The 25,876-nt window shown below is 56.7% G+C and carries 24 protein-coding genes and 1 tRNA gene; 7 read left to right on the top strand and 18 right to left on the bottom strand.

Features of this window, described 5'->3' with window-relative positions; translation table 11 throughout:
* Window positions 1–6: 6 nt before the first annotated feature.
* From nadC to AABO57_09925, 4 genes are all read right to left on the bottom strand, one after another.
* Window positions 7–885: a carboxylating nicotinate-nucleotide diphosphorylase gene (gene nadC / locus AABO57_09940; GenBank protein MEK6286048.1), complete on the bottom strand. Its 879-nt coding sequence runs from the start codon at window positions 883–885 to the stop codon at window positions 7–9.
* On the bottom strand, window positions 882–2,462 hold the full coding sequence (gene nadB, locus AABO57_09935; protein MEK6286047.1) for an L-aspartate oxidase: 1,581 nt from the start codon (window positions 2,460–2,462) through the stop codon (window positions 882–884). The genes nadC and nadB overlap by 4 nt, the downstream gene beginning before the upstream one ends.
* Window positions 2,463–2,603: 141 nt before the next feature.
* A complete protein-coding gene (gene nadA / locus AABO57_09930; protein ID MEK6286046.1) occupies window positions 2,604–3,845 on the bottom strand; it encodes a quinolinate synthase NadA in 1,242 nt (413 codons plus the stop codon).
* A gap of 85 nt (window positions 3,846–3,930) precedes the next feature.
* Window positions 3,931–4,644, bottom strand: coding sequence for an NUDIX domain-containing protein (locus AABO57_09925; GenBank protein MEK6286045.1), 714 nt, complete (start codon window positions 4,642–4,644; stop codon window positions 3,931–3,933).
* A 227-nt stretch (window positions 4,645–4,871) separates the two neighbouring features.
* On the opposite strand from AABO57_09925, the gene AABO57_09920 reads away from it, so the two are divergent.
* Together AABO57_09920 and AABO57_09915 are read left to right on the top strand one after the other, a co-directional pair.
* On the top strand, window positions 4,872–6,467 hold the full coding sequence (locus AABO57_09920; GenBank protein MEK6286044.1) for a DUF262 domain-containing protein: 1,596 nt from the start codon (window positions 4,872–4,874) through the stop codon (window positions 6,465–6,467).
* Complete coding sequence (locus AABO57_09915; GenBank protein ID MEK6286043.1) at window positions 6,364–7,065, top strand: ATP-binding protein; 702 nt, start codon at window positions 6,364–6,366, stop codon at window positions 7,063–7,065. Before AABO57_09920 ends, AABO57_09915 begins: the two co-directional genes overlap by 104 nt.
* Before the next feature lie 97 nt (window positions 7,066–7,162).
* On the opposite strand, the gene AABO57_09910 is transcribed toward AABO57_09915, so the two are convergent.
* The 3 genes from AABO57_09910 to AABO57_09900 all read right to left on the bottom strand — a co-directional run bounded on the left by AABO57_09910 (window position 7,163) and on the right by AABO57_09900 (window position 9,976).
* A tRNA-Ala gene (locus AABO57_09910) sits at window positions 7,163–7,238 on the bottom strand.
* 71 nt (window positions 7,239–7,309) lie between these two features.
* Window positions 7,310–7,834: a DinB family protein gene (locus AABO57_09905; protein ID MEK6286042.1), complete on the bottom strand. Its 525-nt coding sequence runs from the start codon at window positions 7,832–7,834 to the stop codon at window positions 7,310–7,312.
* A gap of 114 nt (window positions 7,835–7,948) precedes the next feature.
* The gene (locus AABO57_09900) at window positions 7,949–9,976 is read right to left on the bottom strand and encodes a M1 family aminopeptidase (GenBank protein ID MEK6286041.1); all 2,028 of its coding nucleotides are present in this window, start codon (window positions 9,974–9,976) and stop codon (window positions 7,949–7,951) included.
* Between the two features lie 554 nt (window positions 9,977–10,530).
* Here AABO57_09900 and glpK point away from each other — a divergent pair.
* The 4 genes from glpK (at window position 10,531) to AABO57_09880 (ending at window position 15,511) form a co-directional block, all read left to right on the top strand.
* Window positions 10,531–12,033, top strand: a complete 1,503-nt coding sequence (gene glpK, locus AABO57_09895) for a glycerol kinase GlpK (protein MEK6286040.1) — start codon at window positions 10,531–10,533, stop codon at window positions 12,031–12,033.
* Window positions 12,034–12,121: 88 nt separating this feature from the next.
* Window positions 12,122–12,991, top strand: a complete 870-nt coding sequence (locus AABO57_09890; GenBank protein MEK6286039.1) for a M20/M25/M40 family metallo-hydrolase — start codon at window positions 12,122–12,124, stop codon at window positions 12,989–12,991.
* A 134-nt stretch (window positions 12,992–13,125) separates the two neighbouring features.
* A complete protein-coding gene (locus tag AABO57_09885) occupies window positions 13,126–14,457 on the top strand; it encodes a hemolysin family protein (protein ID MEK6286038.1) in 1,332 nt (443 codons plus the stop codon).
* Between the two features lie 283 nt (window positions 14,458–14,740).
* The gene (locus tag AABO57_09880) at window positions 14,741–15,511 is read left to right on the top strand and encodes a hypothetical protein (protein ID MEK6286037.1); all 771 of its coding nucleotides are present in this window, start codon (window positions 14,741–14,743) and stop codon (window positions 15,509–15,511) included.
* 214 nt (window positions 15,512–15,725) lie between these two features.
* Here AABO57_09880 and AABO57_09875 read toward each other — a convergent pair whose 3' ends face one another.
* Window positions 15,726–16,004, bottom strand: a complete 279-nt coding sequence (locus AABO57_09875) for a hypothetical protein (protein MEK6286036.1) — start codon at window positions 16,002–16,004, stop codon at window positions 15,726–15,728.
* A 110-nt stretch (window positions 16,005–16,114) separates the two neighbouring features.
* On the opposite strand from AABO57_09875, the gene AABO57_09870 reads away from it, so the two are divergent.
* Window positions 16,115–17,044, top strand: a complete 930-nt coding sequence (locus AABO57_09870; protein MEK6286035.1) for a diacylglycerol kinase family protein — start codon at window positions 16,115–16,117, stop codon at window positions 17,042–17,044.
* A gap of 92 nt (window positions 17,045–17,136) precedes the next feature.
* On the opposite strand, the gene AABO57_09865 is transcribed toward AABO57_09870, so the two are convergent.
* The 10 genes from AABO57_09865 to ispF all read right to left on the bottom strand — a co-directional run bounded on the left by AABO57_09865 (window position 17,137) and on the right by ispF (window position 25,875).
* Window positions 17,137–18,147 (bottom strand): BMP family ABC transporter substrate-binding protein, encoded by a 1,011-nt coding sequence (locus AABO57_09865; GenBank protein ID MEK6286034.1) that lies wholly within the window; start codon window positions 18,145–18,147, stop codon window positions 17,137–17,139.
* Between the two features lie 171 nt (window positions 18,148–18,318).
* Window positions 18,319–18,735, bottom strand: coding sequence for a type II toxin-antitoxin system VapC family toxin (locus AABO57_09860; protein MEK6286033.1), 417 nt, complete (start codon window positions 18,733–18,735; stop codon window positions 18,319–18,321).
* Window positions 18,732–19,034, bottom strand: coding sequence for a hypothetical protein (locus AABO57_09855; protein ID MEK6286032.1), 303 nt, complete (start codon window positions 19,032–19,034; stop codon window positions 18,732–18,734). Before AABO57_09855 ends, AABO57_09860 begins: the two co-directional genes overlap by 4 nt.
* Before the next feature lie 1,179 nt (window positions 19,035–20,213).
* A complete protein-coding gene (locus AABO57_09850; protein MEK6286031.1) occupies window positions 20,214–21,410 on the bottom strand; it encodes a P1 family peptidase in 1,197 nt (398 codons plus the stop codon).
* A 166-nt stretch (window positions 21,411–21,576) separates the two neighbouring features.
* Window positions 21,577–22,713 (bottom strand): N(4)-(beta-N-acetylglucosaminyl)-L-asparaginase, encoded by a 1,137-nt coding sequence (locus tag AABO57_09845; GenBank protein MEK6286030.1) that lies wholly within the window; start codon window positions 22,711–22,713, stop codon window positions 21,577–21,579.
* Between the two features lie 234 nt (window positions 22,714–22,947).
* A complete protein-coding gene (locus AABO57_09840; GenBank protein MEK6286029.1) occupies window positions 22,948–24,252 on the bottom strand; it encodes a thymidine phosphorylase in 1,305 nt (434 codons plus the stop codon).
* Between the two features lies 1 nt (window position 24,253).
* Window positions 24,254–24,829, bottom strand: a complete 576-nt coding sequence (locus AABO57_09835; protein ID MEK6286028.1) for a hypothetical protein — start codon at window positions 24,827–24,829, stop codon at window positions 24,254–24,256.
* A 22-nt stretch (window positions 24,830–24,851) separates the two neighbouring features.
* On the bottom strand, window positions 24,852–25,109 hold the full coding sequence (locus AABO57_09830) for a hypothetical protein (GenBank protein MEK6286027.1): 258 nt from the start codon (window positions 25,107–25,109) through the stop codon (window positions 24,852–24,854).
* A gap of 5 nt (window positions 25,110–25,114) precedes the next feature.
* Window positions 25,115–25,378 carry a BrnT family toxin gene (locus tag AABO57_09825; GenBank protein ID MEK6286026.1) on the bottom strand — a complete coding sequence of 88 codons (264 nt, stop codon included), beginning with the start codon at window positions 25,376–25,378 and terminating at the stop codon, window positions 25,115–25,117.
* Window positions 25,375–25,875 (bottom strand): 2-C-methyl-D-erythritol 2,4-cyclodiphosphate synthase, encoded by a 501-nt coding sequence (ispF, locus tag AABO57_09820; protein ID MEK6286025.1) that lies wholly within the window; start codon window positions 25,873–25,875, stop codon window positions 25,375–25,377. The genes AABO57_09825 and ispF overlap by 4 nt, the downstream gene beginning before the upstream one ends.
* Between the last annotated feature and the right edge of the window lies 1 nt (window position 25,876).

Genomic DNA, 25,876 nt, shown 5'->3' with positions numbered 1-25,876 from the left:
GACCGTCTAGACCTCGAAATCCAATCCGATGTCCAACGCTGGCGCCGAATGCGTAAGCGCGCCAACCGAAATCACATCAACACCGGTCGCCGCGATCTCAGAGATCGTGCGTAGGTTCACTCCGCCTGATGCTTCAGTCATAGCTCGGCCATCGATCATCGCCACGGCTCTCCTTAAGTCCTCAATCGACATGTTGTCGAGCAGTACGATGTCCGCGCCGGCAGCGAGAGCCTCGGAAATCTGATCGAGCCGGTCTACTTCAATCTCGATCTTCAGCGTGTGCGGAAGCGACTCGCGCGCCTGTTTGATCGCTTCGCTGAGGGAAAGCCCAAGGGCTTCGATCACGGCGAGATGGTTGTCCTTTATCATCATCGCGTCGCTCAGGTCGCGCCGGTGATTGAAGCCGCCACCGGCACGGACTGCATACTTTTCCAGCGACCGCAGTCCGGGAGTCGTCTTACGCGTGTCGACGATGCGAGCCCGCGTGCCTCGCACAGCCTCCTCGTAACGAGATGTCAGCGTCGCGATACCGCTCAACCGCTGAAGGAAGTTTAGCGCGACCCGTTCGGCGCGCAGAAGGCTGCGAGCGGCGCCCGAAATAACCGCGAGTTCCTGACCCGGAACAACAGCGTCGCCGTCTGTGATCAGAGCAGCAAAATGCACTTGCGCATCCACCGAAGCGAACACCATCGCTGCAACATCAAGCCCGGCAATCACACCCTGGCCGCGGCTTCGCAACACAGCTTTCGTGGTGACATCTGAGGGAACGAGGAGATCGCTGGTAATATCGCCTCGGCCCAGGTCTTCTTCCAGAGCCCGTTCTACGAGCCGGCGCAAGCCGCTTTCGGTCATGTAGTCAGAGAGCCGAAGTTCGCCTTTGCTCATATGAACTCCTTGGCGCAACGCGCGGCCGCAGCTTTCGACAAAACAATGTGGCGTCGCCATTGTGAGTCCGCGCCCGGGAAGTCTCTGCGACAGTGACCTCCGCGGCTCTCTCGTCGCTCGAGTGCCGCCGTCGCCATCAAGTTGCCAATCAAGATCATGTTCTTCAATTCGTGATCTACGGGCGAGCGAGGTTCAGGCAATGCGTGCTGCCAGACCGCCAGTTCGGTTCGCGCGGCGCTAAGCCCGGCTTCGTCGCGCACAAGACCGACCTGATTCCACATCAGCTTCTGCAACGCTGCCAAAGATGGTTTCTCAACTGGCCCTAGATCTGCTGAGACCGTTGCAGTCTCGCTGATTCGAAATGCATTCGCATCCGCGTGTGCCGGTTCGCGCTTGGTCTCGCGCGTCGTGCGGTCGACAATTCGCGCTCCAAAAACCAGCCCCTCCAACAGTGAATTGCTGGCCAGCCTGTTCGCTCCGTGAACTCCGGTACAGGCAACTTCGCCGCACGCATAGAGGCCGGGCACATTTGTTTCACCCCAGAGATTGGTTTGCACTCCGCCCATCAAGTAGTGCGCGGCCGGCGCTACCGGCAGCAAGTCTACAGTCATATCGAGTCCGGCTTTGCGGCAGTATGCATCGATCGTCGGGAAACGACTCCTGACTGTCTCATGGGGCAGATGACTCAGGTCGAGAAACACGTGGGTCGCCCCGCTCCGCAGCATCTCGGTTGAGATCGCCTGCGCAACGACATCTCGCGGAGCAAGTTCACCTCGCGGATCGACTCTGAGCATGAACCGGTCACCGCCGGCATTTCGCAAAAACGCTCCCTCGCCGCGCGCTGCCTCTGAGATCAGGAAAGACGGAAGACCCGGGATGGCCAGCGCTGTCGGATGAAACTGATAGAACTCGATGTCGGCAAGCTCCGCACCGGCGCGGTAGGCAAGGGTCAGCCCGTCGCCCGTCGCCACCAGCGGGTTCGTCGTGTGGGAAAACAACTGTCCCGCTCCGCCGCTCGCGAGAACGATGTGGCGGCCAAGCATCAAATGGGTTTCCACAACGTCGGAGCCCTCATCAGATAAGGCTCGCACGCCTACCGCGCGGCCTTCGTGGGTGACGATGTCGGTTACAAAGCAGCCTTCGATGACTTCAACGCCAGCATCCCGAAGCGCACGGCAAAGCGTCTGCTCGATATGGAATCCGGTCGCGTCTCCGCCCGCGTGCAAGACACGCCGAGCGCGATGCGCGCCTTCGAGCCCAAGCGCCAGCTCGCTGCCCTGGCGGTCGAACGGGACGTTGAGAGCGAGCAGATCCCGGATTCGGCCGGGAGCCTCGCGCGTGAGGACTTCGACAGCGCGTTCATCACACAACCCGCCCCCTGCTGCGATCGTGTCCTCGTAGTGAAGGCGCGGACTGTCAGCAGGCGACATGGCGGCGGCAATCCCGCCCTGAGCGTAGCGCGTGTTGCTCTCTTCAAGCGCGGCCTTGGTCAGCACAAGAACAGTGCCGTGCTTCGAGGCCAGCAGCGCCGTGAACAATCCGGCTATTCCGCTTCCGATGATAATGTAGTCGTGCATGGTTATGATCCTTCCTGACAAACGAGCCTGGTAGAACCTGTATGGGCGTCCCTCCGTGGGCGCCCCTTCTCCGCCGGAGCGCTGAAGAGCAAGGAGGGGCGCCCACGGAGGGACGCCCATACAGGTCACAGACTCGAGGCGCTAAGGCAGCGCCAACATGCGTTCGAGTGCCACCTTAGCCCATCCTTTCGTTTCCGCATCCACCTGAATGCGATTCACTACGCGGCCTTCAAGCAGGTTGTCGAGTACCCAGGCGAGATAGGCCGGATGAATCCTGTACATTGTCGAGCACGGGCAAACAATGGGATCAAGACAGAAGATCAGCTTGTCGCGATTCTCCGAGGCGAGTCGGTGCACCATGCTGAACTCCGTGCCGACGGCCCACTGCGAACCGGGCTCGGCAGCCGCAATGCGAGCCAGTATGAACTCAGTCGAACCCGAGAGATCAGCCGCCTGAACGACCGGAAGCTCGCACTCGGGATGAACGATGACATTGATGCCCGGGTAGTCGCGGCGCGCCTTCTCGATTTGCGCCACGGTGAAGCGCTTGTGAACCGAGCAGTGCCCTTTCCAGAGAATGATTCGCGAGTCCCGCAACTGTCGTGGCGTGTTTCCGCCAAGCGGCTGAAGCGGGTCCCACACGAGCATCCGATCGAGCGCGACGCCCATCTTGTATCCGGTGTTGCGTCCGAGATGTTGATCGGGAAAGAACAGCACGCGCTCACCTCGCTCGAAAGCCCACTGCAAGACCCGTTCGGCGTTCGATGAAGTGCACACAATCCCACCGTTGGCGCCACAAAACGCCTTAAGCGCGGCAGCCGAGTTCATATACGTGACCGGAAGGATCGACACGCTGCCGCTGCCAGGCCCCAACACCTCGACGAGAGCTTCCCACGCGTCAATCACGTCATCAGTGTCCGCCATGTCAGCCATCGAGCAGCCCGCTGCCATGTTAGGAAGGATTACCTGCTGATGGGGTTGAGCCAGTATGTCGGCGCTCTCCGCCATAAAGTGGACGCCGCAGAAAACGATATAGTCCGCAGTGGTTCGCGCAGCGGCTTGCCGCGATAGCTTGAACGAGTCGCCGCGAAGGTCGGCGTGACAAATGATCTCATCGCGCTGGTAATGGTGCCCGAGAACTATCAGCCGCTCGCCCAGCTTCTCTTTCGCTTGCCTTATGCGCTCGGCCAGTTGTTCCTCGCTGAGCGAGCGGTAGAACGCCGGCAGGCCATGCTGGACAGGCGCGCTTGGGGGGATTGCGTCATCCTGGCTCGATCCGGGCCCGTAGTGCGGCGGGAGCGGCGCGTCGAAATTCCATGGCTCTTGCTTCAGCTTCGGGTTACACAGCTTCACAGGCGCCGATGGTGTATTCAGGCTTGTCATCTTGGCTTTCTCCTTCCAGTTAAGGTGCTAACCACCTTAACATGATGCAGAGGATATCTTGAACGTTGGACATTGACCATTGTTTTCAGTTCATTGGCGCCGGTTCTGGCAGACTCCGCCGGTGTGCGCGGTATAGTCTAGGAGGCCGGTGAGCCCCGCCTTCTACCCGGCTGCTGGTTGGAACTATGGTCCCGCTGGCCTCGACCTTGCGGCGGAAGTTGGTCGGATCGAGCTTGCGGTCGAGAATCACTTCGTAGACCTCGCGCAGTTCGGAGAGCGTAAAGTTTCGTGGCAAGAGCTGGAACGCGACGTCGGCGTAGCTGACCTTGTTGCGCAGCCTCCAGAGGGCATATCGAAGAATCTCGTGGTTATCGAAGGCGAGTTTTTTCGGCAACCGCTCGACCGAAAACCAACGCGCTTCACGCTGACCGGTCGACGGCTCCACGGGATCGCCGGGGACAAGCGCGTAATAGGCTACGGCGATTCGGTGTTCGCGAGGATCACGGTCCGGTCTTCCAAAAGTGTAGAGCTGCTCCAGGTACGCTGCCTGGAGACCTGTCTTAGTGAGCAGATGCCGTCGCGCCGATTCCTCGAGCCCCTCGCCCGTATGCACCCAACCTCCCGGAAGCGCCCACAGCCCGGCAAACGGAGACGACTCTCTGCGGACCAGGAGGACGGCAAGTTCGTGCGAGTCGCCATGCGGACGCAGAGCGAAGATTACAACGCTAACGCCAATCGTCGGCCAGGGCCCTCCGCCGGATTTGACTACTCTTTTCTTCGCCGATGCCGCCTTCGCCATGCTGTCAAGCTCCGATCTCACAGAGTAAGAGTTAAGGTCACCTTTACTCAAACTAGACTCTAACAGGACCAGTTGGTCCTGTCGAGCGCGAATTGTTGTTTCCCTGAGCATGATTTGAATCCTCCGTTTCCGTCCGTTGTTTGCTGGGGTAAGAGTCGGGTATATTGTCCGTTCGGTTTGTGGGGCTCGAGCCCGTATGATAAGACCCTGAAAAGGAGTAGCTCATCATGCCGAAGATCGATACCACAGTTGGAAGCCTTGTCGCGATGATAAGGGACGGCGAACTGCGCCTACCCGAAATGCAGCAGCGATACGTTTGGCCCGCCACGCGAGTTCGCGACTTGATGGACTCGCTTTATCGAGGTTACCCATCCGGAACCATCTTGGTCTGGGAAACTGATCGCGAAATGCCCAGTCGTGATCTTGCGATTGAACAGGAGACGAGCCCGTTTAAAGGTCACAAACTGCTTTTGGATGGGCAGCAGCGCCTGACATCGCTCTCAGCTATACTGAGGGGCACACCTGTCTCGGTCAGAGGACGAAAGAGATCGATAGACATATTGTTCAATCTCGATCACCCTGACGGTCCCCCCGTGGAGGTGCTGGAAGTCGAAGATGACACGGCGGGTGATGATAGTGAAACCGAAGGTGACGAAGAGGAGCCCGGCCCGAATATTCACGAGAGACTTAAACTCCGCACCTTTGTGGTGGCCGCCAGATCGATACAGTCAGATCCTCGTTGGGTGAAAATCTCGGATATCTTCGCTGAAGACAAGTCGGATGCTCGGATTTTGAAAGGATTAGTGAACTCCTTCGATGATCCGCTATTCGACAGGTATTCGAAACGGTTGCAAGCAGTCCGAAAGATTAAGGACTATCCTTACGTGATGCATGTGCTCGACAAAGAGCTTTCATACGAAGAGGTCGCCGAAATCTTCGTGAGAGTGAATTCGCTGGGAATCAAGCTTCGCGGATCTGACCTAGCCCTAGCGCAAATCACCTCTCGATGGCAAGACTCACTGAAGCTTTTTGAGCAGTTCCAGGAGGAGTGTGAAGAAAAATGGTTTACGCTTGACCTCGGATTACTCGTACGCGCACTGGTAGTGTTTACGACAGGACAGAGTCGATTCAAAACGGTTGGAACAATTCCTGTTCAACGCTTGAAAGCTGGTTGGGAGGAGGCGAAAAACGGAATTCGTTTCGCGGTTAGTTTTCTACGGGCTAATGCCGGCATTGAGGATGAGAGTCTTCTTTCTTCACCGGTGTTCATTATCACGATAGCGTTCTACGCGATGCACCAGCACTATCAGCTGACGCGGAGTGATGAGGCGGAGCTGAGGCGTTGGCTGTATGTCGCCAATGCTCGCGGACACTACAGTGGCTCATCAGAAACGACTCTTGATGTTGATCTCAATATTATTAGCCGGGATGGAACAACAAATGATCTGCTCGAGGTTTTGAGACAGCAGCTTGGGCGATTCGAGATTGAGCCGAGCGACTTTAAAGGCCGTGGGCAGAGAAGCGCCCTATTCTCGACTGCCTATCTAGCTCTAAAAGCTCGAGGCGCGAAAGACTGGCGAAGCCGGTTGGGTCTGTCTCTCACACACCAAGGTCGTTTCGATTTTATAGAGCATCATCACATATTTCCGAAGTCCCTATTGAGAAAGGCGGAATACAGTAAAAGTGAAATCAACGAGATCGCAAATATGGCGTTCGTCAGTGGGGGAACAAACCGAAGTATCGCGTCGAAGCCACCAGAAGAATATTTGCACAGAAGAACAAGGAGAGGAAGCCTTAGCCGCGCATTGCCTGCCGCTGGATGAATCACTGTGGAGCATTGATGCATATCCCCAATTCCTGGAGTACCGCCGCGCGGCCCTCGCTAGAGCAATTAATGATTTCATAGAGAAAGATGAGCTGTCTTTGGACGTCGTGGACATTGACGATCTCATTTCCAAAGGCGAAAGCGATGAGGTCGAATTCAAGTCATCGGCTCGGTGGGATTACCGTGAAGGAAAACAAAACAAGGTCATGGAGTCGGTGATTGCTAAGACGATCGCAGGTTTCCTGAACGGAAATGGTGGAATCGTGATTGTCGGGATCGACGATGACGGTAATGTGCTGGGGCTCGAGAAGGACTACGGAACACTTTCGAAGCGTCCAGATCGCGACGGCTATCAACAGTTCTTGGTAAACCTCGTTTCCTCGTGTATGGGCAAGGACAGCTGCGCCTATCTTTCTGTCTCCTTTCAGCCAGCCAAAGGACAAGAGATATGCGTCATTCGCGTCAATCGAAGCTCGCGACCCGTATACATTCAAGAGGGGCAGCAAACTCGATTCTACGTTCGTACTGGAAACGCGACTCAGGAATTAGGAACCAAAGAATCCGTTGACTACATTAGTTCACATTGGGCGAGATGAGAATCTAATGATCTAAGCAACTGGTTGCTCCAAAGGGCGGTTTCGGCTCCGAAAGTGACCCCCAAACTTACCCCGAAGCGAAATAGCGTGAGGTAGTTGGTGGAGCCAAGGGGGATCGAACCCCTGACCTCATGACTGCCAGTCATGCGCTCTCCCAGCTGAGCTATGGCCCCACTCTAATTCGAGGATCTAATCTGTTGCCGATACTAGCAACCGCCGATCGGCTCAGTCAACCGAACACCCTTCACAGATACCGTGTTCGAAGTATGTCGACGTGATGGCGTTCGTGGCCGGCAATGATGAACGCAAGCGCACGAACCGACACTTCGTTGTTGTTGGCCGCGCCTCGCCGATCCCACGCGCTCTGATCCAGATTGGCCAAAAGAGAAATCGTCGCGCGCCGAACGTGCTCGTATTCGTCTGCAAGATCGCTAAGACTCCGCTTGTTGAAGTCTGCACCGCGAACGAAGTCGTCCTGCTCGAAGCCTGACAGCGGCGTCGCGTCTCCGCGACCAAACCGCAGCGCGCGGTAGGCAAACACTCGCTCGCTGTCTATGACGTGCCCGATAAGCTCTTTGACGCTCCACTTGCCCTCCGCATATCGCCACTCACCGCGAGCTTCAGGAATGCTGTTGATCAGAGCGAGCGTATCTTCGAGTTGCTTGCCGAGCGTCGCCACGATGTCGCCGTCGGGTACCCGTGAAATGTAGCCCTCGGTGTAGGGCGGATACTCGGAACTCTCCGGGCGTTTTGTGATAGCTGCTGTCATCGAATGATCGCCTTTCTAACGGTTGGTAGTCCCGCCTTCAGGCGGAGGTTCGTAGTTTGCTCGGGTGGAACCAGCCACGAACTTCCGCCTGAAGGCGGGACTACGAACCGGCGCTCAGTTGCCAGGCTGACTCGATCGTTCTTTCTTGTACGGCTGCCCCAGGTACTTCTCGGCCGCTTGCTGAGCGTTGTTGTGATTGTTCCCGGCCTCTTTGGCTTTGTTGTATTCGGCGACGGCCCGGTCGCGATTGTCTTCAGCGTCCCACGAATTGCCGCGCTTGATGTAAGACCAGACTTCAAGCCACGCAGGCTCAAGGTCCCCGTTAAGCGTTTCAGTAAAGGCGTCGCGCGCCTTCTGCCAATTGCGCTGCTCCACATAGAGCAAACCGATGTTGTACCACGCCCACGACGAGCGCGGATTAAGCTTGAGCGCCCCTCGAAACTGTTGCTCGGCCTCTGCGTATTCCTCGCGCTGGAAGTTCTGAATCCCGCGCCGCACCACGACCGATACACGTATCGCATCGCTTATTCGCAGATAACGATTCTCGGGATCGACGACTACGTCCAGCGGTTTGCCGTCGCTTGTGAGATCGAAGTCAACCGATGTCCCGCGCATGTCCAGCGTGGCCTTTGTCTCACGGCCTCCCTCTGCTTCGAGCGCGACGCCGACCGGACCGCGGAAAGAATCCATGTTCTGGCGTAATGTGCCGCGCACTTTGAATTTGCCTTCTTTCGTCCGGATTATCGAGTACTCGACCTTGAACTCAGGCACGCCGGTCGAATCAATCCACATTCCGAAGAAGCCTCGCAACTTCTGTCCCGACACCTTGTCGGCCAGCGTCTCGAAGTCTTCTATGCCCGAGTTCTGTCCTTTGTAGGTCGAGTAATAGGTCTTGAGCAGGTTGAAAAACTTGTCGTCGCCGATCGTGGTCCTCAGCATGTGATAAACGTAAGCGCCCTTGTAAATCACCACCGAGCGATAGGCCGGCGACTGATCGTTGAGTTGGGCCGGCGCGCGAGATATCGAAGCATCTTGTTCGAAGGCAAGCGCAAGTTCGATTATCGCTGACAATGTCTCATGGAATTCAGCCGGACTCTGTCGTGATTCGTGATAAAGCACCGCGGAGTACTCGGCGAGCCCTTGCGACAGCCACGCGTCGTCAAAGCTCTTCAACCCGACCGCCTGCCCCCACCACTGATAGGCAATCTCGCGAGCCAGGTCGTCCACCGGAAGCGGCTTATCGGATATGAGCGTCCTGTGGGGAATGAACCCGATACCCGCGCCGCTATAATATTCGAGCGTTTCGTCGTCGATCTCAGCGATCACAAATCGCGAGCCAAGCAGGAACGGGCCAAAGCGGCTGTTGTAGAACTGAACTATCTGCGCGATCTCCTGACCGAACTCCTGAAGCCGCGCTTCGCTGCCCGGCAGAACGCTTATGTCCAACTGCATGCCACTGGAGTTGATCGTCTTGGTGATGAACTGCCCGGCCGCAAACGAGCCCGGAAGCACCGGTTGAGTCTCGACAAAACTGAACGACTTGCGCCCGTCTTTATTCGTGACCGGAGTAACCGGGTTGGCGCTGTGTCCGGCGACGGTCCAGTTGCCCGGTACCGTTAAACTGATGTCAGAAGTCGCGCGGTCGGCCGCGTATCCGTGAAACGGAAACCAACGCGACGCATAAAACAGGTAAGAGCCTTCGGGTCCTATGTAAGCCAGGCGAGTGTCAGCTATCGGACCGCCTTCGGGTGTTGCCAGCGGACCCGAGTAGTCGAACGTCAATGTAACGTCGGCGCCGGCGGGATACAACTGGCCGAGGTTCACCCTGACATTCAGTTCGTTGACCTTGTCCTGGATGAATTGCAGCGCCGTTTTGCCGTCGGGCGCTTTGATGCTGGAAACGCTAAGCGAGCCGTTCATCTCAAACACCGCTGACTGAGTCTGCTTGAGAGCTTTGAACGTTACGATCGCTTGTGCCTTGAGGGTGTGCGAGTCGGGCAATAACTCAGCATTGATCTTATAGTGCGTTACATCGATCGCTGAAGCTTGTTCAGTTTGCGCTAATGCTTGCGGGGCGAGCACAAAGAGCAATCCGAGGAGCGTGACTGAAACCGCTCTCTTGTGGGTTCGTGTTGCTACCATTCTGTTTTGTTTCCTTCTGTGTGACTGAACGTCGCGACGGTGTGAATTATACCATCGCGTTTGCTGGCAGTACCAGTAAGGGGAAAACCTGGTTGTCCACTGGAGTCCACAAGAACGAATGGGGCGTACCTGTGGACTTGCGAGGAACTTGAACCTCTTTGTGGTGCGCCGCCTTCGATCAGTTATTGCAGCCACACGCTCACGCTGCTGCGCAACGAGTGTGTCATGCAGCGGCTTATTTGGACTGCGCCGCCTATTCCTGATTCAACGACTATCTCAGGCTGTGGCGGCGCTTTTGGCGAACACCCTACCAACAGGTGCTACGCCCCGGTTCATCACCCCGCGGAAGCCAAAGCACCGCCGCTCCCTGCGATGGTCCTTTCTTGACCGATTCGCGGTTTCTAAACAATTGCACGAAGCAAAAGCGCCGCCGATGTTCTAGCTGAGTAGGAATCTGGTTTAGGGCGGCGCAGTCCAAATTTGTTCTAGCTGAGAAAGAACCCGAGTGCTATCATTGCTCGCCTTTTGAAGCTCATCCTTCCTGGAGAACGTTAATGAGTCAACAGTACATCCTCGCGCTCGATCAAGGAACAACCAGCTCACGCGCGATTCTATTCGACCGTCAGGGCCGCGCGACCTCCGTCGCGCAACAAGAATTCGAGCAGCTTTACCCGCAACCCGGTTGGGTCGAACACCGGCCTGAAGACATCTGGTCTTCCCAGCTCAACGCCGCCCACGTTGTCTTGAGAGAATCGGATGTTAAGCCTGACCAGATCGCAGCCATCGGCATCACCAATCAGCGCGAGACGACGATTATATGGGATCGCGAGACCGGCGAACCGATTCACAACGCCATCGTGTGGCAGTGCCGGCGCACCGCTGAAGACTGCGATCACATGCGAAGCGAGGGGCTGGCGCCGCTCTTTCAACAACGCACTGGCCTCGTGCTGGACGCGTATTTTTCAGGCACAAAGGTGCGCTGGCTGCTCGATCACGTTCCCGGCGCGCGAGAACTGGCCGCCCGAGGCAGACTCGCTTTTGGGACGGTGGACTCGTGGTTGATATGGAAGCTCACCGGCGGCCGCATTCACGCGACCGATCCGTCGAATGCCAGCCGCACTCTGCTCTTCAACATCGAACGCGGAGAATGGGATGATGAACTGCTCGCCGCGCTCGATGTGCCCCGCGAAGTGCTCCCACACGTCGTTCCATCGAGCGCGATGATAGGCGAAACGGACCCCTCGTTGTTCGGCCGCGCGATACCAATTGCGGGCAATGCCGGCGACCAGCAAGCGGCGTTGTTCGGACAGGTCTGCACGATACCCGGCATGTCAAAGAACACTTACGGCACGGGCTGTTTCATGCTGCTCAACACCGGCAAGGAGCTTGTAAGATCTAAGAGCAACCTGCTGACTACGATCGCGTGGCAGATCGACAGCGAGCCGATCGAATACGCGCTCGAGGGCAGCGTGTTTATCGCGGGCGCGGCAATCCAATGGCTGCGCGACGGGCTCAAAATCATCGACTCCGCAGCCGACACCGAAGCGATGGCCACCAGCGTTGAAGACAACGGCGGCGTTTATTTTGTTCCGGCGTTCGTCGGACTGGGCGCGCCGCACTGGGACCAATACGCCCGCGGGACAATAGTCGGTCTGACGCGCGGCTCGACGCGAGAGCACATCGCGCGCGCGGCTCTCGAATCAATCGCGTATCAGACAAGCGACGTGTTGCGGTGCATGCGTGACGACTCGGGAATCGATCTGACCGAGCTTCGAGTAGACGGCGGCGCGGTGCGCAATGACTTCCTGATGCAGTTTCAATCAGACATATTGGGAATCCCGGTGGTGCGTCCCGCTAACACGGAAACAACCGCGGCAGGCGCGGCGTTTCTTGCGGGGCTCGCGGTTGACTTCTGGTCGAGCACAAGTGAACTGAGCGAGTTGTGGCAGCGAGAGAAGACGTTCGAGCCACGGATGTCGGAATCGGAGCGCAATCGTTTGCTTTCGGAATGGACTCGCGCAATCGGGCGCGCGAGGAATTGGGTGAATGGCGGCTGAGCAAGGGCGCTATGCGAAGCTCGATCGAGATTCCCGCCGCTTGCCCCAACGGTCAACCATGGAATCACTTCAAAATGATGTGTGCAGATTGAGCCATACGAGAAAGCGACGACCATCTGCTACGGGTCTGGTCGTCCCGCTCTTCACCTTCGTCTTGCTGGCGCCCGCCTCGATAAAGCCGGACTACGCCGCTCAGGCTCAACAAGGTGTTATTTCCACTCAGGAGGAAATTGCTCGCGACCTCGCTCTCGCTCCATGCAATGACTTAGAACGATTGAATGCCGTTAAGGCTCTGTTCTTGAAGATGGGCGCTCGCGAGGACGAACTAAACGTCGAAAAACTGGATGGCGTTGAGAATCTCGTCTTACGTAAGAAGGGCACCTCCACCGGCACTATAATCGTGGGTGCGCACTACGACAAAGTCGCGGACGGATGCGGCGCGATCGACAACTGGACCGGCATTGTCGCGTTGGCTCACATATTCAGAAGCCTCAAAGATTATCCAATCCAAAAAAGCCTGGTCTTTGTGGCCTTCGGAAAAGAAGAGCAAGGACTGCTTGGTTCCAAGGCAATGGCGAAAGCGATCAAGAAGGAAGAAGCGGACGGCTATTGCGCTATGGTCAACATTGACAGTCTGGGAATGGGGGGCCTCGAGGTTATCGAAAACCTGTCAAGCGGATTGCTGATCAAACGAGCAGTCGATTTAGCAAAACGAATGAAGCTTCCGTTGGGGCGAGCCAACCTTAACTTCGCCGACGCGGATTCCAGTTCGTTTATCTCGAAGAAGATACCCGCGATTACGATAGCCGGTATCTCGAATGGCTGGGAGGCAATTCTCCATAGTGTCGGCGACCAGGTGAAACGAGTCCACGTGCCGAGCGTCTACGTAGGGTATCGGTTCGCGTTGGCACTGGTCGCTGAACTGCACGAGCTTCCGTGCGGCGTCGGTAGGAAGTAAGGCATCCGCGCCCCGCGATTCGATCGGTTCTATGCGCGGGGTCTATGTTCTAAGAAATTGGCGGATCGCCCGGTTGCTAGTCATCACTACATGGGCTTGATAGAATCTCCCCGTCTATGGACGGCTCGCCACTATTGACTGTCCTCCTCAAGCTGGCCGCTGTTTTTATGCTGGTGCTGGCCAACGCTTTCTTTGTCGGCGCCGAGTTCGCACTGGTCAGCCTCAGGCGATCGCGGGTGGCTACCCTGATGGCGGAGGGACACAAGCGCGCGCGGCTCCTGCTGCGCATCACGGAAGATCTGACTGGTTACATTTCCGCGTGCCAGGTTGGTATCACCCTCGCAAGTCTTGCGCTCGGATGGATCGGCCAGAACACCATCGCACAGCTGCTTAACCCGGTGACGGATTTGATTCTGTCCGCCGTCGCATCCAAAGTCGCTGCGCATTCGACCGCAGTCGCGCTCGCGTTTGTCGTGATAACCTACCTGCACCTTTTGCTCGGCGAATTGGTGCCTAAGGCGTTTGCGCTCGAACGAACCGAGAAGATAGCGCTCGCGGTAGCGCGCCCGATGGAGATCTTCTACCGCGTCTTCAAAGCCCCCATCTGGTCGATCAACCGATCCGGGGTTCTGATCCTGCGTTGGATGGGATTGCGAGCTACCGCCGAACACGCCGCCGCATACAGCGAGGAAGAGTTGCGCCACCTCGTCGGGCTCAGCCACAAGAGCGGCCACCTGATCGAAGACGAGCGGCAGTTGATCTACAACGTTTTTGATTTCACCGAAGCGACAGTCGAAAGCGTAATGGTGCCGCGCACCGAGATCGAAGCTCTGGATGCCGAACTCAGTCCCGCCGAGATGCTCGACGTGTTCGAGCAAACTCGTTACTCGCGCATGCCGATTTATCGCGACTCGCTCGACAACATCATCGGCATCGTGCTGCACAAGGATCTGAGCCGCGCGGTTCGACGAGGCGGTGCTGTAAGCTTCGAAGAGTTTGTCAGGACTCCCGTCTTTATTCCGACAAACGTGAAGCTCAACGACGCGCTTCGCATGTTGCGCCGCTCGAGCGAGCACATGGCCCTCGTAGTCGACGAACACGGGGGAGTGGAAGGACTGGTCACGCTCGAAGACTTGCTCGAAGAGATCGTCGGCGACATTCGCGACGAGCACGATGAAGCCGCGGCGCGCCAGATCGTCGAACAGCCCGACGGCACTTACAACGTACGCGGCAATCTTTCGATCAGAGACGCGAACAAACGGCTAGCGTTGAATCTGCCCGAGTCCGACAGTTATCACACGATAGCCGGATTCATGATGGCGCGCGCGGGCAGGCTGTTGAAGCGCGGCGAGAGCGTCGAGTACAACGGTCTGAAGCTGACGGTCCAATCGACGGCTCGAAACCGGATAGTTGAGACTAAGATCGAAAGGGTGAAAGAAGAAACCGTCCCGTCTGCCGCGAGCTGAGGTTTCGAGACCTGGGTCGAACGATCGACATCGAACTTCTCTCAATGATCCTAGCTGCCATCCAACTGGTGTTGGTGTGTCGCATTCGAGTGGTCTTGAATTCATTTGTTGGAAACGGTATCATTCGGCCCACTCCTAGGTCGTAGTTAGCCGAAAGCAATAGCAGCGATGTCTAATAACCTGGTAAATGATCATATTAATCGTTGGGCCTATTTCGCGCACGAAGCGGACGGGTAGAGTTGAAAGACCTTCCTAGTTTTGTCTGAGAGTGACTTCGAGGCTTATGAGCAGATTGATCCTCGCGACTGCAATAATACTCCTAACTGAACCCTCGTATGCCACCCACAAACCAGTGGCCGCCGACACAAGTGCTAAGGCCAGACAATCCGCTACTGGAGGCCAACCGCAGAGGGCAGGGGAGACGTCCCGTTTTCAGATTCCCATGAAGGGTGTAGCAATCGAAGCGAGCATGGTAAAAAGATACACTACGAAGCAAGAATTGATTTATGTTGTTAGGTTAAGATATTTCTTTGACTTAATGCCAATGGGGAACGTTAGTGGCAAGGAAAATACGGTCTACGTGAGTCTGTCAAAACCTCGTTCAAGCTCTGATCGCGACAAGCTTGAGTTTCTCTTGCCACGTCAAGGTAGGTTTGAGTTCCTGTCTGTTTCCGATAAGTTAACAATTGAGTTTCGGGAGCCGGATCGGGGTAACATCATTCTCAGTTTTGTTCTCATGGCTACTGTTGGCCATTATTACGCACCTCCTCCAGACTTTGATATACCCAAACCGAGCGACTTCGCATCAACGTCTCGAAATGAACCTTGGCCTTTTGCCATTTCATTTGAACAAGCTGCGTTTGCCCTCTTTGCCCGCAAGTCGCTGGATTTCCATCCTTACCGCGAAGGGGATACGACTTACTACGCAACCCCGTACATCCCTCTAAGTATCCGTTCCGATTCCCTGATTGGCCAGTACGCAATACTTCTTTCTTACCCGCATGTAACGGGCGGTGGTGAGAAGTACTTTCGTCTTCAATATCTCGTTCGTTAGAAGAGAAGCAAATCCCCTAACTGGCGGAATGACTTGAGCGACGCGACGAAAGATGAAGCACATAAGCAGATAGACTCTCTGGTAAACGAGCTCAGGGGGCTTGGGGAAAGAAAGTGACGATTGCTCGGGCAAGACTTAAATTGCTAACCGTCTTTGTAGCATTTCTTCTTCTGCAAAGCGCGGCAATAATCCTTGCCTTCGTAAAGGGCGATCTTTACGCCGATGAGTTGGTTCCTCCGCTTACTAAGCTCTTGGCCATATACTCAGTGCCTCTGGCAGTGATTATCGGAGGGATCTTTGGGGCGAGAACATCTGGGACGAGCCAGGTATCGAGTTCCATGCTGTGGATCGCCTTGATTATCGCCACGATATGGAATCTCCTATTGGCGTGGCGCTGCTTGGCCTTTGCTCTGATTAGGGATGACTCCACTACTGCGCTTGTTGCGTACCTCGACGCAACAGCATCCTCTAGTTCTTTCTTGGTAGCAGGCATGTTGACATTCTTCTTCGCAAAACAAGCGTAGCGTAAGACGCAGAACTTTGACTTCTACGCCTGCTGCGCCCTGCTGGTATAACCGACTCATTGTTGGCCCGACCTCAGACGTGGAAAAGATTCTGTTCATCATCAATCCGGCTTCTGCTCGAGGCGCGACTCTCCGCGCATGGGCAGATGCGCGGCAACGAATTGACGCCCTCGATATTGGCTTCGATGCGCACGTGACTACCCGCGCAGGCGAGGCAATTGAAGTCACGCGTCAAGCGCTCTCCGCCGGCGCTTCGCGTGTTGTAGCGGTTGGCGGTGACGGCACGCTGAACGAGGTTGTCAATGGCTACTTCAGCGATCGAGGTTGTGCTATCAACGAGGCTGCATCGATAGGACTGCTGCCAAGTGGAACCGGTTCGGACTTTCGCCGCACGCTTGGATTGACGAGTCGCAGCGACTGGATGCGAACGCTGATCGAGCCGGAAAGCAGATTACTCGACGTTGCGCGAGCGGAGTTCCACGACCAGAATGGCGCGAAGGTTTCTCGCTTGTTCATCAACGTCGCGTCGTTCGGACTGGGTGGCGATGTTTCGGAGATGGTCAACCGTTGGCGCAACACTCTGCCTCGCTGGATCGGCGGGAGCGCGAGATTCGCAGCCGCAGCCATCGCCGCTCTGGGGCGCTACAAGAACATCGCGGTTTCGCTTCGGCTCGATGGACGCGAGATGAAGATCAACAGCAACCTGATCATTGTCGCCAACGGCAGGTTCGCGGGCGGCGGGATGATGCTGGCGCCGCACGCGGAACTCGATGACGGCCTGCTCGACGTGATCGTAACGGACGGGGCTACTCGTTTGGATGTGATAAGGGAGTTGCCGCGAATCCAGCGGGGCGCGTATCTGAAAAGCCCGAAGGTGACCGAGATGCATGCTCGCGAAGTCTCAATAGAAACCGAGGAGCCGATGGCCATTGATCTGGATGGTGAGATGGTCGGCTTCACGCCTGCCCACCTAGAAGTGCTGCCCTCGGCGATACGATTTCTTGGATAGGGCTAGCAAGGACGGATGACGGACGACGGTTGACGGTTGACGGTCGGCCGTCTCCGGTCCTCGGTCGTCTTCCGACTTCTGCCTTCTGACTTCTACTTCTCGGCCATCGCGTCGGTGACTTTGATGCGTCCTGCAATGATATCCTGTTTCGCTCGGTCCACTTCGTCAAGCACCGACTGCGGGATCAGGTTCCGATTGTAGTCATCAAGCGCGTAGCCAACTCCATCAGTCTCCATCCCGAATTCATGAATTCCGCCCTTGAAGCGGCCCTCGACCACGTCCTTCACCGTGTTGAAGACTGAGACGTCAACGCGTTTGATCATGCTTGTCAGTATGAAGCCCGGCTTCACCCAGTTCTGATTGGAATCGACCCCGATCGCAAGCGTGTGCGTCTCCTCGGCCGCGTCGAAGACGCCGAGACCCGAGTTGCCCGCTGCTTGAAAGATGACGTCGGCTCCGCGCTCCAACTGAGCCTTGGCAAGCTCCTTGCCCTTGCCTGGGTTGTTCCACGCCGCATCGGTCACGCCCACGTAGTTATCGAACACTTCGATCTTCGGGTTCGCGTAGCGCGCGCCTTCTTCGTAGCCCGTCTCGAACTTGTGGATCAGGGGAATATCCATCCCGCCGACGAATCCGATCTTACCGGTCTTCGACGTCCGCGCTGCGATCATCCCGACTAGAAAAGATCCCTCGTGCTCTTTGAAGATCAGGGAGGCGACGTTGGGCAAGTCGATCACTCCGTCGATGATGGCAAACTTCAAGTTGGGATAATCGCGGGCGACCTCGTCCATGATGGGCGCCTGAGCAAAGCCGACGCCCACGATCAGATCGTAGCCGCGTTCCGCGAAGGCTCGCATCGAAGGCTCGATCGACGTGGGGTCGCCTGGTTCGACGTCGCGAAGAAAGATACCGAGTTCTTCCTTGGCGCGTTTGACGCCTTCCCACGCGGCGGCGTTGAAAGACTTGTCGTCTTTGCCGCCGATGTCGAAGACAATGCCGACGCGAAGCTTGCCGCCGGATTCATCGCGCTTGCCTATCACTCCGGTGCAAGCGGGCAGCGCGAGTGTGCTTGTTAGCAAAAGAACAAAAGCAATTCGTTTCATTTAAGGTCTCTGGCCGCTGATCTATCGAATTGTTTTGAAGAGGCGGTTCCACCTAGTCGTCGCGTTTCGAGATGCGCGACTGACCAATAAATCATAAATGACCTGGCATTGATTAGTCCACGCGGGACGGTGCCCCAGAATCGGCTGTCGAGGATGTTGTCGCGATTCATCTCAGGACCAATCTTCGAACATCAGGTCAGCTACGCGTCGAAAATCTGACCGATTTCGTGTGACCAACACTGCTTGGTTTTCAAACGCGGTGGCCGCAATCTTCAAGTCGTTGGTGCCAATCCGAAGTTTGCGTTTCCTCAGTTCGGCGAAACGTTGGATGACCGCATGATCAAACGCGAGGATCGGAAGCCGTGATGCGACCTGAACGGCCTGTTGTAGAGCAGCATACGCGCGCTCGAGCTGCTCGTCTGTTTTCGCGCGGCGAATCTGCGTGTACCAACCTCTGAGCATCTCTTCGATGGTGACGATGCTCACGCAAAGCTCGTTTGAATCTTGCTCCGCGACACGCTCGCATACGCGTGTGTGACCGCGAAGCCACAACGTCAGCGTGTCGGTGTCCAAAACGTAGAGGCTCATCGGGTGGGACGTACATCTTCGGCGGCCTGACGATATTCGGCGATATTCTCGAGGAACTCGTCAAAGTCTGGATGATCCTTCCAGAGGCCTGCGTATTTGACCCAGGGATTGATATCGCGCTCGTCGGCGATTGAGACTTGCACTAGTTCGCTCCTCTCCAGGCGTTCCAAGGCTCGCTTCCGCAGGCGCTCCACTGCTTCATCACGCGACTTTCCTTCGCTCTCGATGGCCAACGGATACCCCGTGCTCGCCCGGTACTTATGTTCCTCGATCCGCTCCACCAGCACTGTCATTTTCATAAGATTCGTCTACCTTTTTAGAGTCGCGTCGATCCTTGTATCGGATTATAGCATCACATCACGAGTTATTTCGGAACAAGAATGCAGGGTAATGTGATATTCCTGCGTTGCTGGATAATCATAAGGCCCGGTTGTCGCTTAGCTCAGTGATTGCTTCGCCGGTCCTATGTACCTACAGAAGACAAGCGTTACCGGAGGAGTTCCCACGATCCCTACCACTGGTTGAGTTTCTATCACCTTCCAGAAGTGGCCATCGAAGCATTCCAACTTTTCCGGCAACGGGACTGTCTCGCCCTGACTAAGGCGTCGGCGTTCGGATATTGGTCGCCCCTGCCTCCAGAATTCCTGCCTGTCCCAAAATTCCAGCTCAATTCCCTGCTCCTGATTGATTGGCTGCTCTTGATTCATGCTGTTGATCATAACGCCTGGGACTGCCGCCAGCAATATGGTACCGCAGGTCTCAGCGTTCGAGGCGACACACTATTACCCCACTACCGAACTTCTTGCGGCTTGATCGCAAGTCTGAAACAAGAGTATAGATAGCATCCGTGGACGCTCCGAGCGAAGAATCAAGAGCCAAAAGGATCCTAACACTTGGCTTCTCGGTTGGATGTTGGATTCTTATCATTGCCTTTTTCTTGGGCATTGCCGTTATAGTCGTTTACAACTATATCGCTCAGCCTGAAGCCATCTTTCCCCTTTTTTATTTCTTCGGCATCTGCTTTGCGTTGGTGCCGCCTGGTTTGGTTAGAATGGGCCATAGAATCCAAGATCAAATGGATACAGGTCGTGGTGCACTCACTACTGGGTATGTCCTACCTGGTTCTCATCCTTGCCGCGCTGGACTTTGTATTAACGGGAATACAGCGGCTATACACCCATGAACTCTCAGTTCTACGTTGTGGTCGCCGCTATTGGACTTTGCGTTTGTTATCACTACGTGCGATTAACGCGAAAGAATTAGAGCGCTATCTTAACTAGGACATTCCGTGAATAAACCTCTAGCGAAGCAGGAATATCACACTACCGAATGCAGTAGTCGAACCAAGGGGAAAAGGGGAGGCAATCGGGACTTGTTTGCGCCCTTCTTGCAGAAAGGTATGAGCCGGCCGACGTCCACCGTCGTCAGGCTGAAGACCCCGGTTGCAGGTTACGCCGCAGTGACCTGATAGGCAGCACCTACCTCTCTTTCGCGCCAACTGAGCGATTGTACTTCTTCATCACCTGCTTCAATCGGTCATGCGGGAGACCGATCACCTTATGGTTATCGATCCCGGTCATGGTCTCCGCTGCGATCAGCGCGTTGATGATCGCTTCCTCAGTCGCTTGGACGGTTGCTTCGAACAACGGAGTCATGCGTTCATTCGGGAGCATCGTCAACTGAATTGTTCCTGTTTCCTTAGCGGCTTCCGGATTTGCCGTCGACAAGGCGACAAAGATGTCACCCGAGCCATTGCCTGAAATGCTCCCGGTCCTTGCGACTCCAAGCGCTGCGCGCCGAGCCAGTCGCTTTAGCTGATGCGAGAGCAAGGGAGCGTCTGTCGCGACGACGATGATAACGGAGCCGACGTCATCGCGAAGCGAGCCATCGTTGGACGAAAGGGCGCCTTCGGTTATCTCAACACCAACCGGTACACCCGCGATGCGAAGCTGATTGCGGCGGCCGAAGTTCGCCTGCACCAGCACTCCAACGGTGTAGCCGCCCACGTTTTGATCGAGTTTCCTCGACGCCGTTCCGATCCCGCCCTTGAAGCCGTAGCAGACCATTCCAGTCCCGCCGCCAACGTTTCCTTCCGTGACCGGCCCAGGCTTGGCGCCGTCGAGAGCATCAAACGCGTGGCCGGGCTTGACGTGAAATCCGTTTATGTCGTTCAGGTAGCCGTCGTAGGTTTCCGCGACGATTGGCAGCGACCACCAGTACCCGGACGCGTCCGGCGGTCCGCGCTTCACTCGCCACGCGATCACTGCATCGCGCACGACGCCGACGCTGTGGGTGTTGGTGATCATGATCGGCCCTTCTAGAAAGCCCGATTCTTCGAGCCAGGTTGTGCCGGTCATCTCGCCGTTGCCGTTGAGCGAGAACCAACCCGCGAACACCGGATCGTTCGATGACTGCTTGCCGCGCGGGAGAATCGCAGTCACTCCGGTTCGAACCGGACCAACGCCGACCTGGAGTTTGCCCTCGCCCGAGATTAGCGTCGTGTGACCGACCTCGATGCCTTTGACATCGGTGATCGCGTTGAGCGCTCCTGGCGTGCCCTCAAATGGAATCCCCAGATCGCGGGCCCGTGGCTTCGACTGAGCGGGTGCGAGTTGCAAGAGCGCGAGGGTGGTGATGAGGGTGCTCGCCGCAAAGATCAAGCGACGTTTGGTCATAGAGACTCTCCGCGAGTGGCCGGATATGAGAATGTGCATCTCTGCCTGAATTAACCGCCGGTCTCCGCTGCCTGCCGGTTCGCAGATCCTCGCTGATCTGCGAAGATCAGCGTTGCGTCAGTCAGAGCAGATCGGCGGTTCATCCAACGCAAACAGACGCTTCGGGCTACTTGTCTGGCGATTCGTATAAGTACGCAACATCGTGCAGCTTGTTCTCTCGACCATCGTGTACCGCGTACTGATTGCGTTTCCGCTCGCCCTTTGAATTCACCGAGTAGCCCCACAAGTTCGCCGCGCCGTGCTCGCCGTTCTTGTTCAGCGCGTAGAAATTGACGCTGAACTTTTTGAGCTTCGCCATATTGTTGTTGTAGTTCCCAGCCACCCGCTTGCAGGCTTCGAGCGCGGCGTCGGTTGGCGACATGCCCTTCCTCATCATCTCGACAACAGTGTGCGCGCCGTTGATCTTTATGCATTCTTCCCCGCGGCCGGTTGATCCCGCGGCGCCGACTTCGTTGTCGACAAACAGGCCGCAGCCGATCAAGGGCGAATCTCCAACGCGTCCGGCCAACTTGTGAAACAGCCCGCTCGTCGTCGTCGTGCCCGAGATGTCTCCGCGTTCGTTCACTGCAATGCAGTTGATGGTGCCGGTCGGCGGGTGAGCTATGTATTCATCTGCGAGAGCGATCAGTTCTGCGCGCTTCGGGTCGCCGTTGAGAAGCTTGCTCTGAGTAGGCGGAACGTCCGGCGCGGCGAGCCCCGGCCCCCACCCATCGTCCGCGCTCATCCGCTCTTTCCATCGCAGCCAGACGATGCGAGACTCTTCGGTCAGCAGCTCTTCTTCCTTGAACCCGTGAGCGAGCGCGAATCGAAGCGCGCCTGGTCCGACCAGCAGCAAGTGGTCAGTGCGTTCCAACACCAGTTGCGCCACTTTGGATGGGTTCTTGATTTTCTGAATCGAAGCGACTGCGCCGGCGCGTTTCGTCGGGCCGTGCATCACGCTCGCGTCCAGCTCGACGACGCCGTCCTCATTGGGCAGGCCGCCGTAGCCCACGCTCATATCCTTTGGATCGTCTTCTACGATGTTCACTCCGGCGACCACGGCGTCAAGCGTGTCCTTACCCGCGCGGATCATCTCAATCGCCTTCGCCGTCGCGCGCAATCCGTTGGCGCTCGAAACCACAAGCGGGCGCGAGCCCTTTGATTGAGCAAACGTGACCGGCGACAGGCCTCCGAACAGCCGCGCGCCAAATCCCGCGACGGCGCTTGTGCGAAAGAAGTCTCGACGGGTTACCTTGGTTTTCATTGTGTCCTCCTCGGCGTGATGAGTTCAGAGTTCAGAGTTCAGAGTTCAAGCTTTAGCTTGCCGGTCGTGCCTCCGAAGCCCCGGCAGCCTGAAGGCTGAACTCAAAACGTTCAGAGTTCAAGCTTTAGCTTGCCGGTTGTCTCTCCGAAACCCCGGCAGCCTGTAGGCTGAACTCAAAACTTCAGTGTGGGTCGAAGCGCGCTCGATTCTAACGACTCGCCTTATGTTTGTAAATCAGCGCAGAACGGCTTTGATTAACTGAGGTGGAGCGACCCGCTCCGGCCCTATCGTGTATGCGTTGCGAACGTCGCCGCCGGCCTCTTCGGCGCGAGAGGCGTCGTTGAAGTGCATCGTCGCGAGAAGAGATTCCCGCTCGACCGTGTCGCCGATCTTCGCGTGTACGGTCAGGCCTACGCCGAGATCGATCGCGGTATCGAGCCTTGCCCGCCCCGCTCCCAACAGCATCGATGCGTGCCCGATGGCTTCGGTGTTGATGGCTTGAACAAAACCGGCTTGCGATGAGAGAAGTTCCTGCTGCTGCTCCGCGTGTGGCAACAACCCGTAATCGTCGAGCACGCGCGCATCGCCTCCCTGAGCCCCGATGATGGCTCGCATCTTCTCGAGGGCGGCGCCGGATGAGATCAGCTCGTCGTAAAGCTGGCGGCCCCGGCCGGTATCAGTCGCCGCCCTGCCCATCACCAGCATCTCCGCTGAAAGCTCGCGGCACAACGTGTTGAAGTCATCCGGGCCTCCGCCTTTCAGAGTCTCAATCGCTTCGATCAGCTCGAGTGAATTGCCGACCGCGCGGCCGAGCGGCTGGTTCATATCGGTGATCAGCACGATGCATTCTTTCTGCATTCCGCGCGCGATCGAGATCATCAGCGCCGCGAGCTCCCTTGCCTCTTCTTCTTTCTTCAAGAAAGCGCCGCTGCCGGTTTTCACGTCGAGCACCAGGCCGCTCGCTCCTTCGGCCATTTTCTTGCTCATGATCGAAGCAGCCATCAGCGGACGGCAAGCAACAGTAGCGGTCACGTCGCGCAACGCGTAGAGCTTCTTGTCCGCAGGCGCGATCTCGGCGGTCTGGCCGATCAGCGCCGCGCCGACTTCTGTAAGAGTTGCTCGAAACTCCGAAAGCGATAGATCAGTCCGAAAGCCGGGAATCGATTCGAGCTTATCGAGCGTGCCGCCCGAATGCCCGAGCGCGCGGCCGGAGATCATCGGCACGAGAACACCGGCCGCGGCGACCACCGGTGCGATCACCAGCGAAGTCTTATCGCCGACGCCGCCGGTCGAATGCTTGTCGACGCGCGGGCGCGCCAGATCGGAGAAGTCTACGACCTCTCCGGAATGTAGCATCGCTTCGGTGAGCGCGAGAGTTTCTGCGGTGGTCATCCCGCGCAGATAGATGGCCATAACGAGCGCGGCCATCTGGTAGTCGGCGACTTCGCCGTTAGTGTAACCGCGAATGATGAAGCCTATCTCGTCACCGGTGAGCGAATGACCGTCGCGCTTCTTGGCTATGATATCGACTGCTCGCATCTCACAAGCTCTTTATTTTAGCTCGCAGCTCCGGATTATTTACTTCTTTGAGGACAGCCTTTTTAAGTGCATCCGTCAGATCAATCTTCCACCCTCTCGCGACTAGCCGTGCGCGGGCGACTTCAGAATCACCCGCGATGATTCGGGCTTCGGAATCGCTGATGAAGGAAACGGTCGAGTCGTTAGCGACTCTGATAGCCGCTGCTTCGGGAGACAGCGGGGCACCCTGAAGATACTGGGTTGCCATGCCCTGCAAGAAGTAGCTCAAGAACTGGTCCGCGTTCGTGATTCGCGCGGTTTGCAGCTCTCCTTGATAACGCGGATCCTGCCGCGCCGCCTCGTATGCCAGGTCTATCAGTGCCAGCGTCCGCTTCGCCGCATGACGCTTGAATGTCGCGACGTCCTGAGTGAGAAACGCCTTCATCATTTCGTACGCTGATGAGCGGATGGCCTTGGTTGCTTCATCACGCGAAGGCTTATGATGAGATTGTGCCAGAGTCAGAAGAGCAACGCTGGTAAGGATCAACCAAACCAGACAGATCGCGGTAACCGCAGGTGTCTTTCTTTGCTTGAGCATCAGATGTTCGGTTGGGGTTCAGTTATTTCTGTGTTGACTCGCGAATGACTTTTGGCCTGCTTCCTGGCATTGCGGAGATTATCGCCCGGAGAGCCTTGTTAACAGACTCGGGTGTCTTGAAGACTGCGGAAACGTCGGGATCCAGCACTACGACCCTCCGCTCCTCGCTCGTCCCACTCGAAAACCGATTTGGACGTGCCTTTTCATAGTCGAAGCGGTACTCCGGTCGCAATTCGTCTGATTGATTCTTCCGAATCTTACGCCCTGATGTTTTCTTCATAGTCTTCACGCTCTTTCCTGGTCGCCAATCGCGCGCTGATGATTCGAATATCTTCCACCGGTACCTAAAACGAAAGAAACCACCAGCAGCCGCTCGAGTATTGAATTCCCCATTTTGATCTCTCGTACTTCGTCGGTCGAGTGCCCCACATCATCAAAGATACGCGCGAGCGCATCGTCGAAGACCGTGCTCGCCTCATCAAAGCCCACTCTATGCTTACGACGATTCGCCGCAGCCTTTCTATTATCCCATTCGAACCGCAACTTCATAAGGCTCTCGCCCCAGAGTATGCAAGAAGCACAATTGCCTGCGCTGCCATAGCCTCGCCGCGGCCGACTGATTCGAGCCCTTCGTTCGTCTTTGCTTTCACGTTGACTTGATCAACGTCGATTCGAAGGACCGAAGCCAATCTCTCGCGCATAGCTTGAACATATGGCGCGAGCTTAGGCCGCTCAGCCATAACCGTCGCGTCGGCGTTCGCAATTCGATATCCCTTTTCAGTGACTAGCTCAACCACCCGCGCGAGAAAGTCCAGGCTCGACGCTCCCGCCCAGCGAGGATCACTATCCGGAAAGTGCGTGCCGATATCTCCAAGCGCAGCAGCCCCCAACAGTGCGTCGCAGATCGCGTGAGTGAGCACATCCGAATCCGAGTGCCCGAGCAGTCCTTTCTCGAAGGGAATCTCCACGCCGCCCAGCACAAGTTTCCGCCCTTCAACCAAACGGTGTATGTCGTAGCCGATTCCTATGCGACTCAATTCGTTCATT

This window comes from Acidobacteriota bacterium (genome assembly GCA_038040445.1).
Taxonomy (GTDB): domain Bacteria; phylum Acidobacteriota; class Blastocatellia; order UBA7656; family UBA7656; genus Onstottus_A; species Onstottus_A frigus.
This window is presented reverse-complemented; position numbering and strand designations above follow the sequence as displayed.

Coding starts and splice junctions, on each gene's coding strand:
- AABO57_09850 (MEK6286031.1), bottom strand. CDS start 21,410: ATGACCAAACGTCGCTTGATCTTTGCGGCGAGCACCCTCATCACCACC.
- nadC (MEK6286048.1), bottom strand. CDS start 885: ATGAGCAAAGGCGAACTTCGGCTCTCTGACTACATGACCGAAAGCGGC.
- AABO57_09860 (MEK6286033.1), bottom strand. CDS start 18,735: ATGAGCCTCTACGTTTTGGACACCGACACGCTGACGTTGTGGCTTCGC.
- AABO57_09855 (MEK6286032.1), bottom strand. CDS start 19,034: ATGAAAATGACAGTGCTGGTGGAGCGGATCGAGGAACATAAGTACCGG.
- AABO57_09880 (MEK6286037.1), top strand. CDS start 14,741: ATGAGCAGATTGATCCTCGCGACTGCAATAATACTCCTAACTGAACCC.
- AABO57_09875 (MEK6286036.1), bottom strand. CDS start 16,004: ATGCCTGCTACCAAGAAAGAACTAGAGGATGCTGTTGCGTCGAGGTAC.
- AABO57_09920 (MEK6286044.1), top strand. CDS start 4,872: ATGCCGAAGATCGATACCACAGTTGGAAGCCTTGTCGCGATGATAAGG.
- AABO57_09925 (MEK6286045.1), bottom strand. CDS start 4,644: ATGGCGAAGGCGGCATCGGCGAAGAAAAGAGTAGTCAAATCCGGCGGA.
- AABO57_09845 (MEK6286030.1), bottom strand. CDS start 22,713: ATGAAAACCAAGGTAACCCGTCGAGACTTCTTTCGCACAAGCGCCGTC.
- AABO57_09835 (MEK6286028.1), bottom strand. CDS start 24,829: ATGCTCAAGCAAAGAAAGACACCTGCGGTTACCGCGATCTGTCTGGTT.
- AABO57_09830 (MEK6286027.1), bottom strand. CDS start 25,109: ATGAAGAAAACATCAGGGCGTAAGATTCGGAAGAATCAATCAGACGAA.
- AABO57_09840 (MEK6286029.1), bottom strand. CDS start 24,252: ATGCGAGCAGTCGATATCATAGCCAAGAAGCGCGACGGTCATTCGCTC.
- AABO57_09900 (MEK6286041.1), bottom strand. CDS start 9,976: ATGGTAGCAACACGAACCCACAAGAGAGCGGTTTCAGTCACGCTCCTC.
- ispF (MEK6286025.1), bottom strand. CDS start 25,875: ATGAACGAATTGAGTCGCATAGGAATCGGCTACGACATACACCGTTTG.
- AABO57_09905 (MEK6286042.1), bottom strand. CDS start 7,834: ATGACAGCAGCTATCACAAAACGCCCGGAGAGTTCCGAGTATCCGCCC.
- nadA (MEK6286046.1), bottom strand. CDS start 3,845: ATGACAAGCCTGAATACACCATCGGCGCCTGTGAAGCTGTGTAACCCG.
- nadB (MEK6286047.1), bottom strand. CDS start 2,462: ATGCACGACTACATTATCATCGGAAGCGGAATAGCCGGATTGTTCACG.
- AABO57_09825 (MEK6286026.1), bottom strand. CDS start 25,378: ATGAAGTTGCGGTTCGAATGGGATAATAGAAAGGCTGCGGCGAATCGT.
- glpK (MEK6286040.1), top strand. CDS start 10,531: ATGAGTCAACAGTACATCCTCGCGCTCGATCAAGGAACAACCAGCTCA.
- AABO57_09865 (MEK6286034.1), bottom strand. CDS start 18,147: ATGAAACGAATTGCTTTTGTTCTTTTGCTAACAAGCACACTCGCGCTG.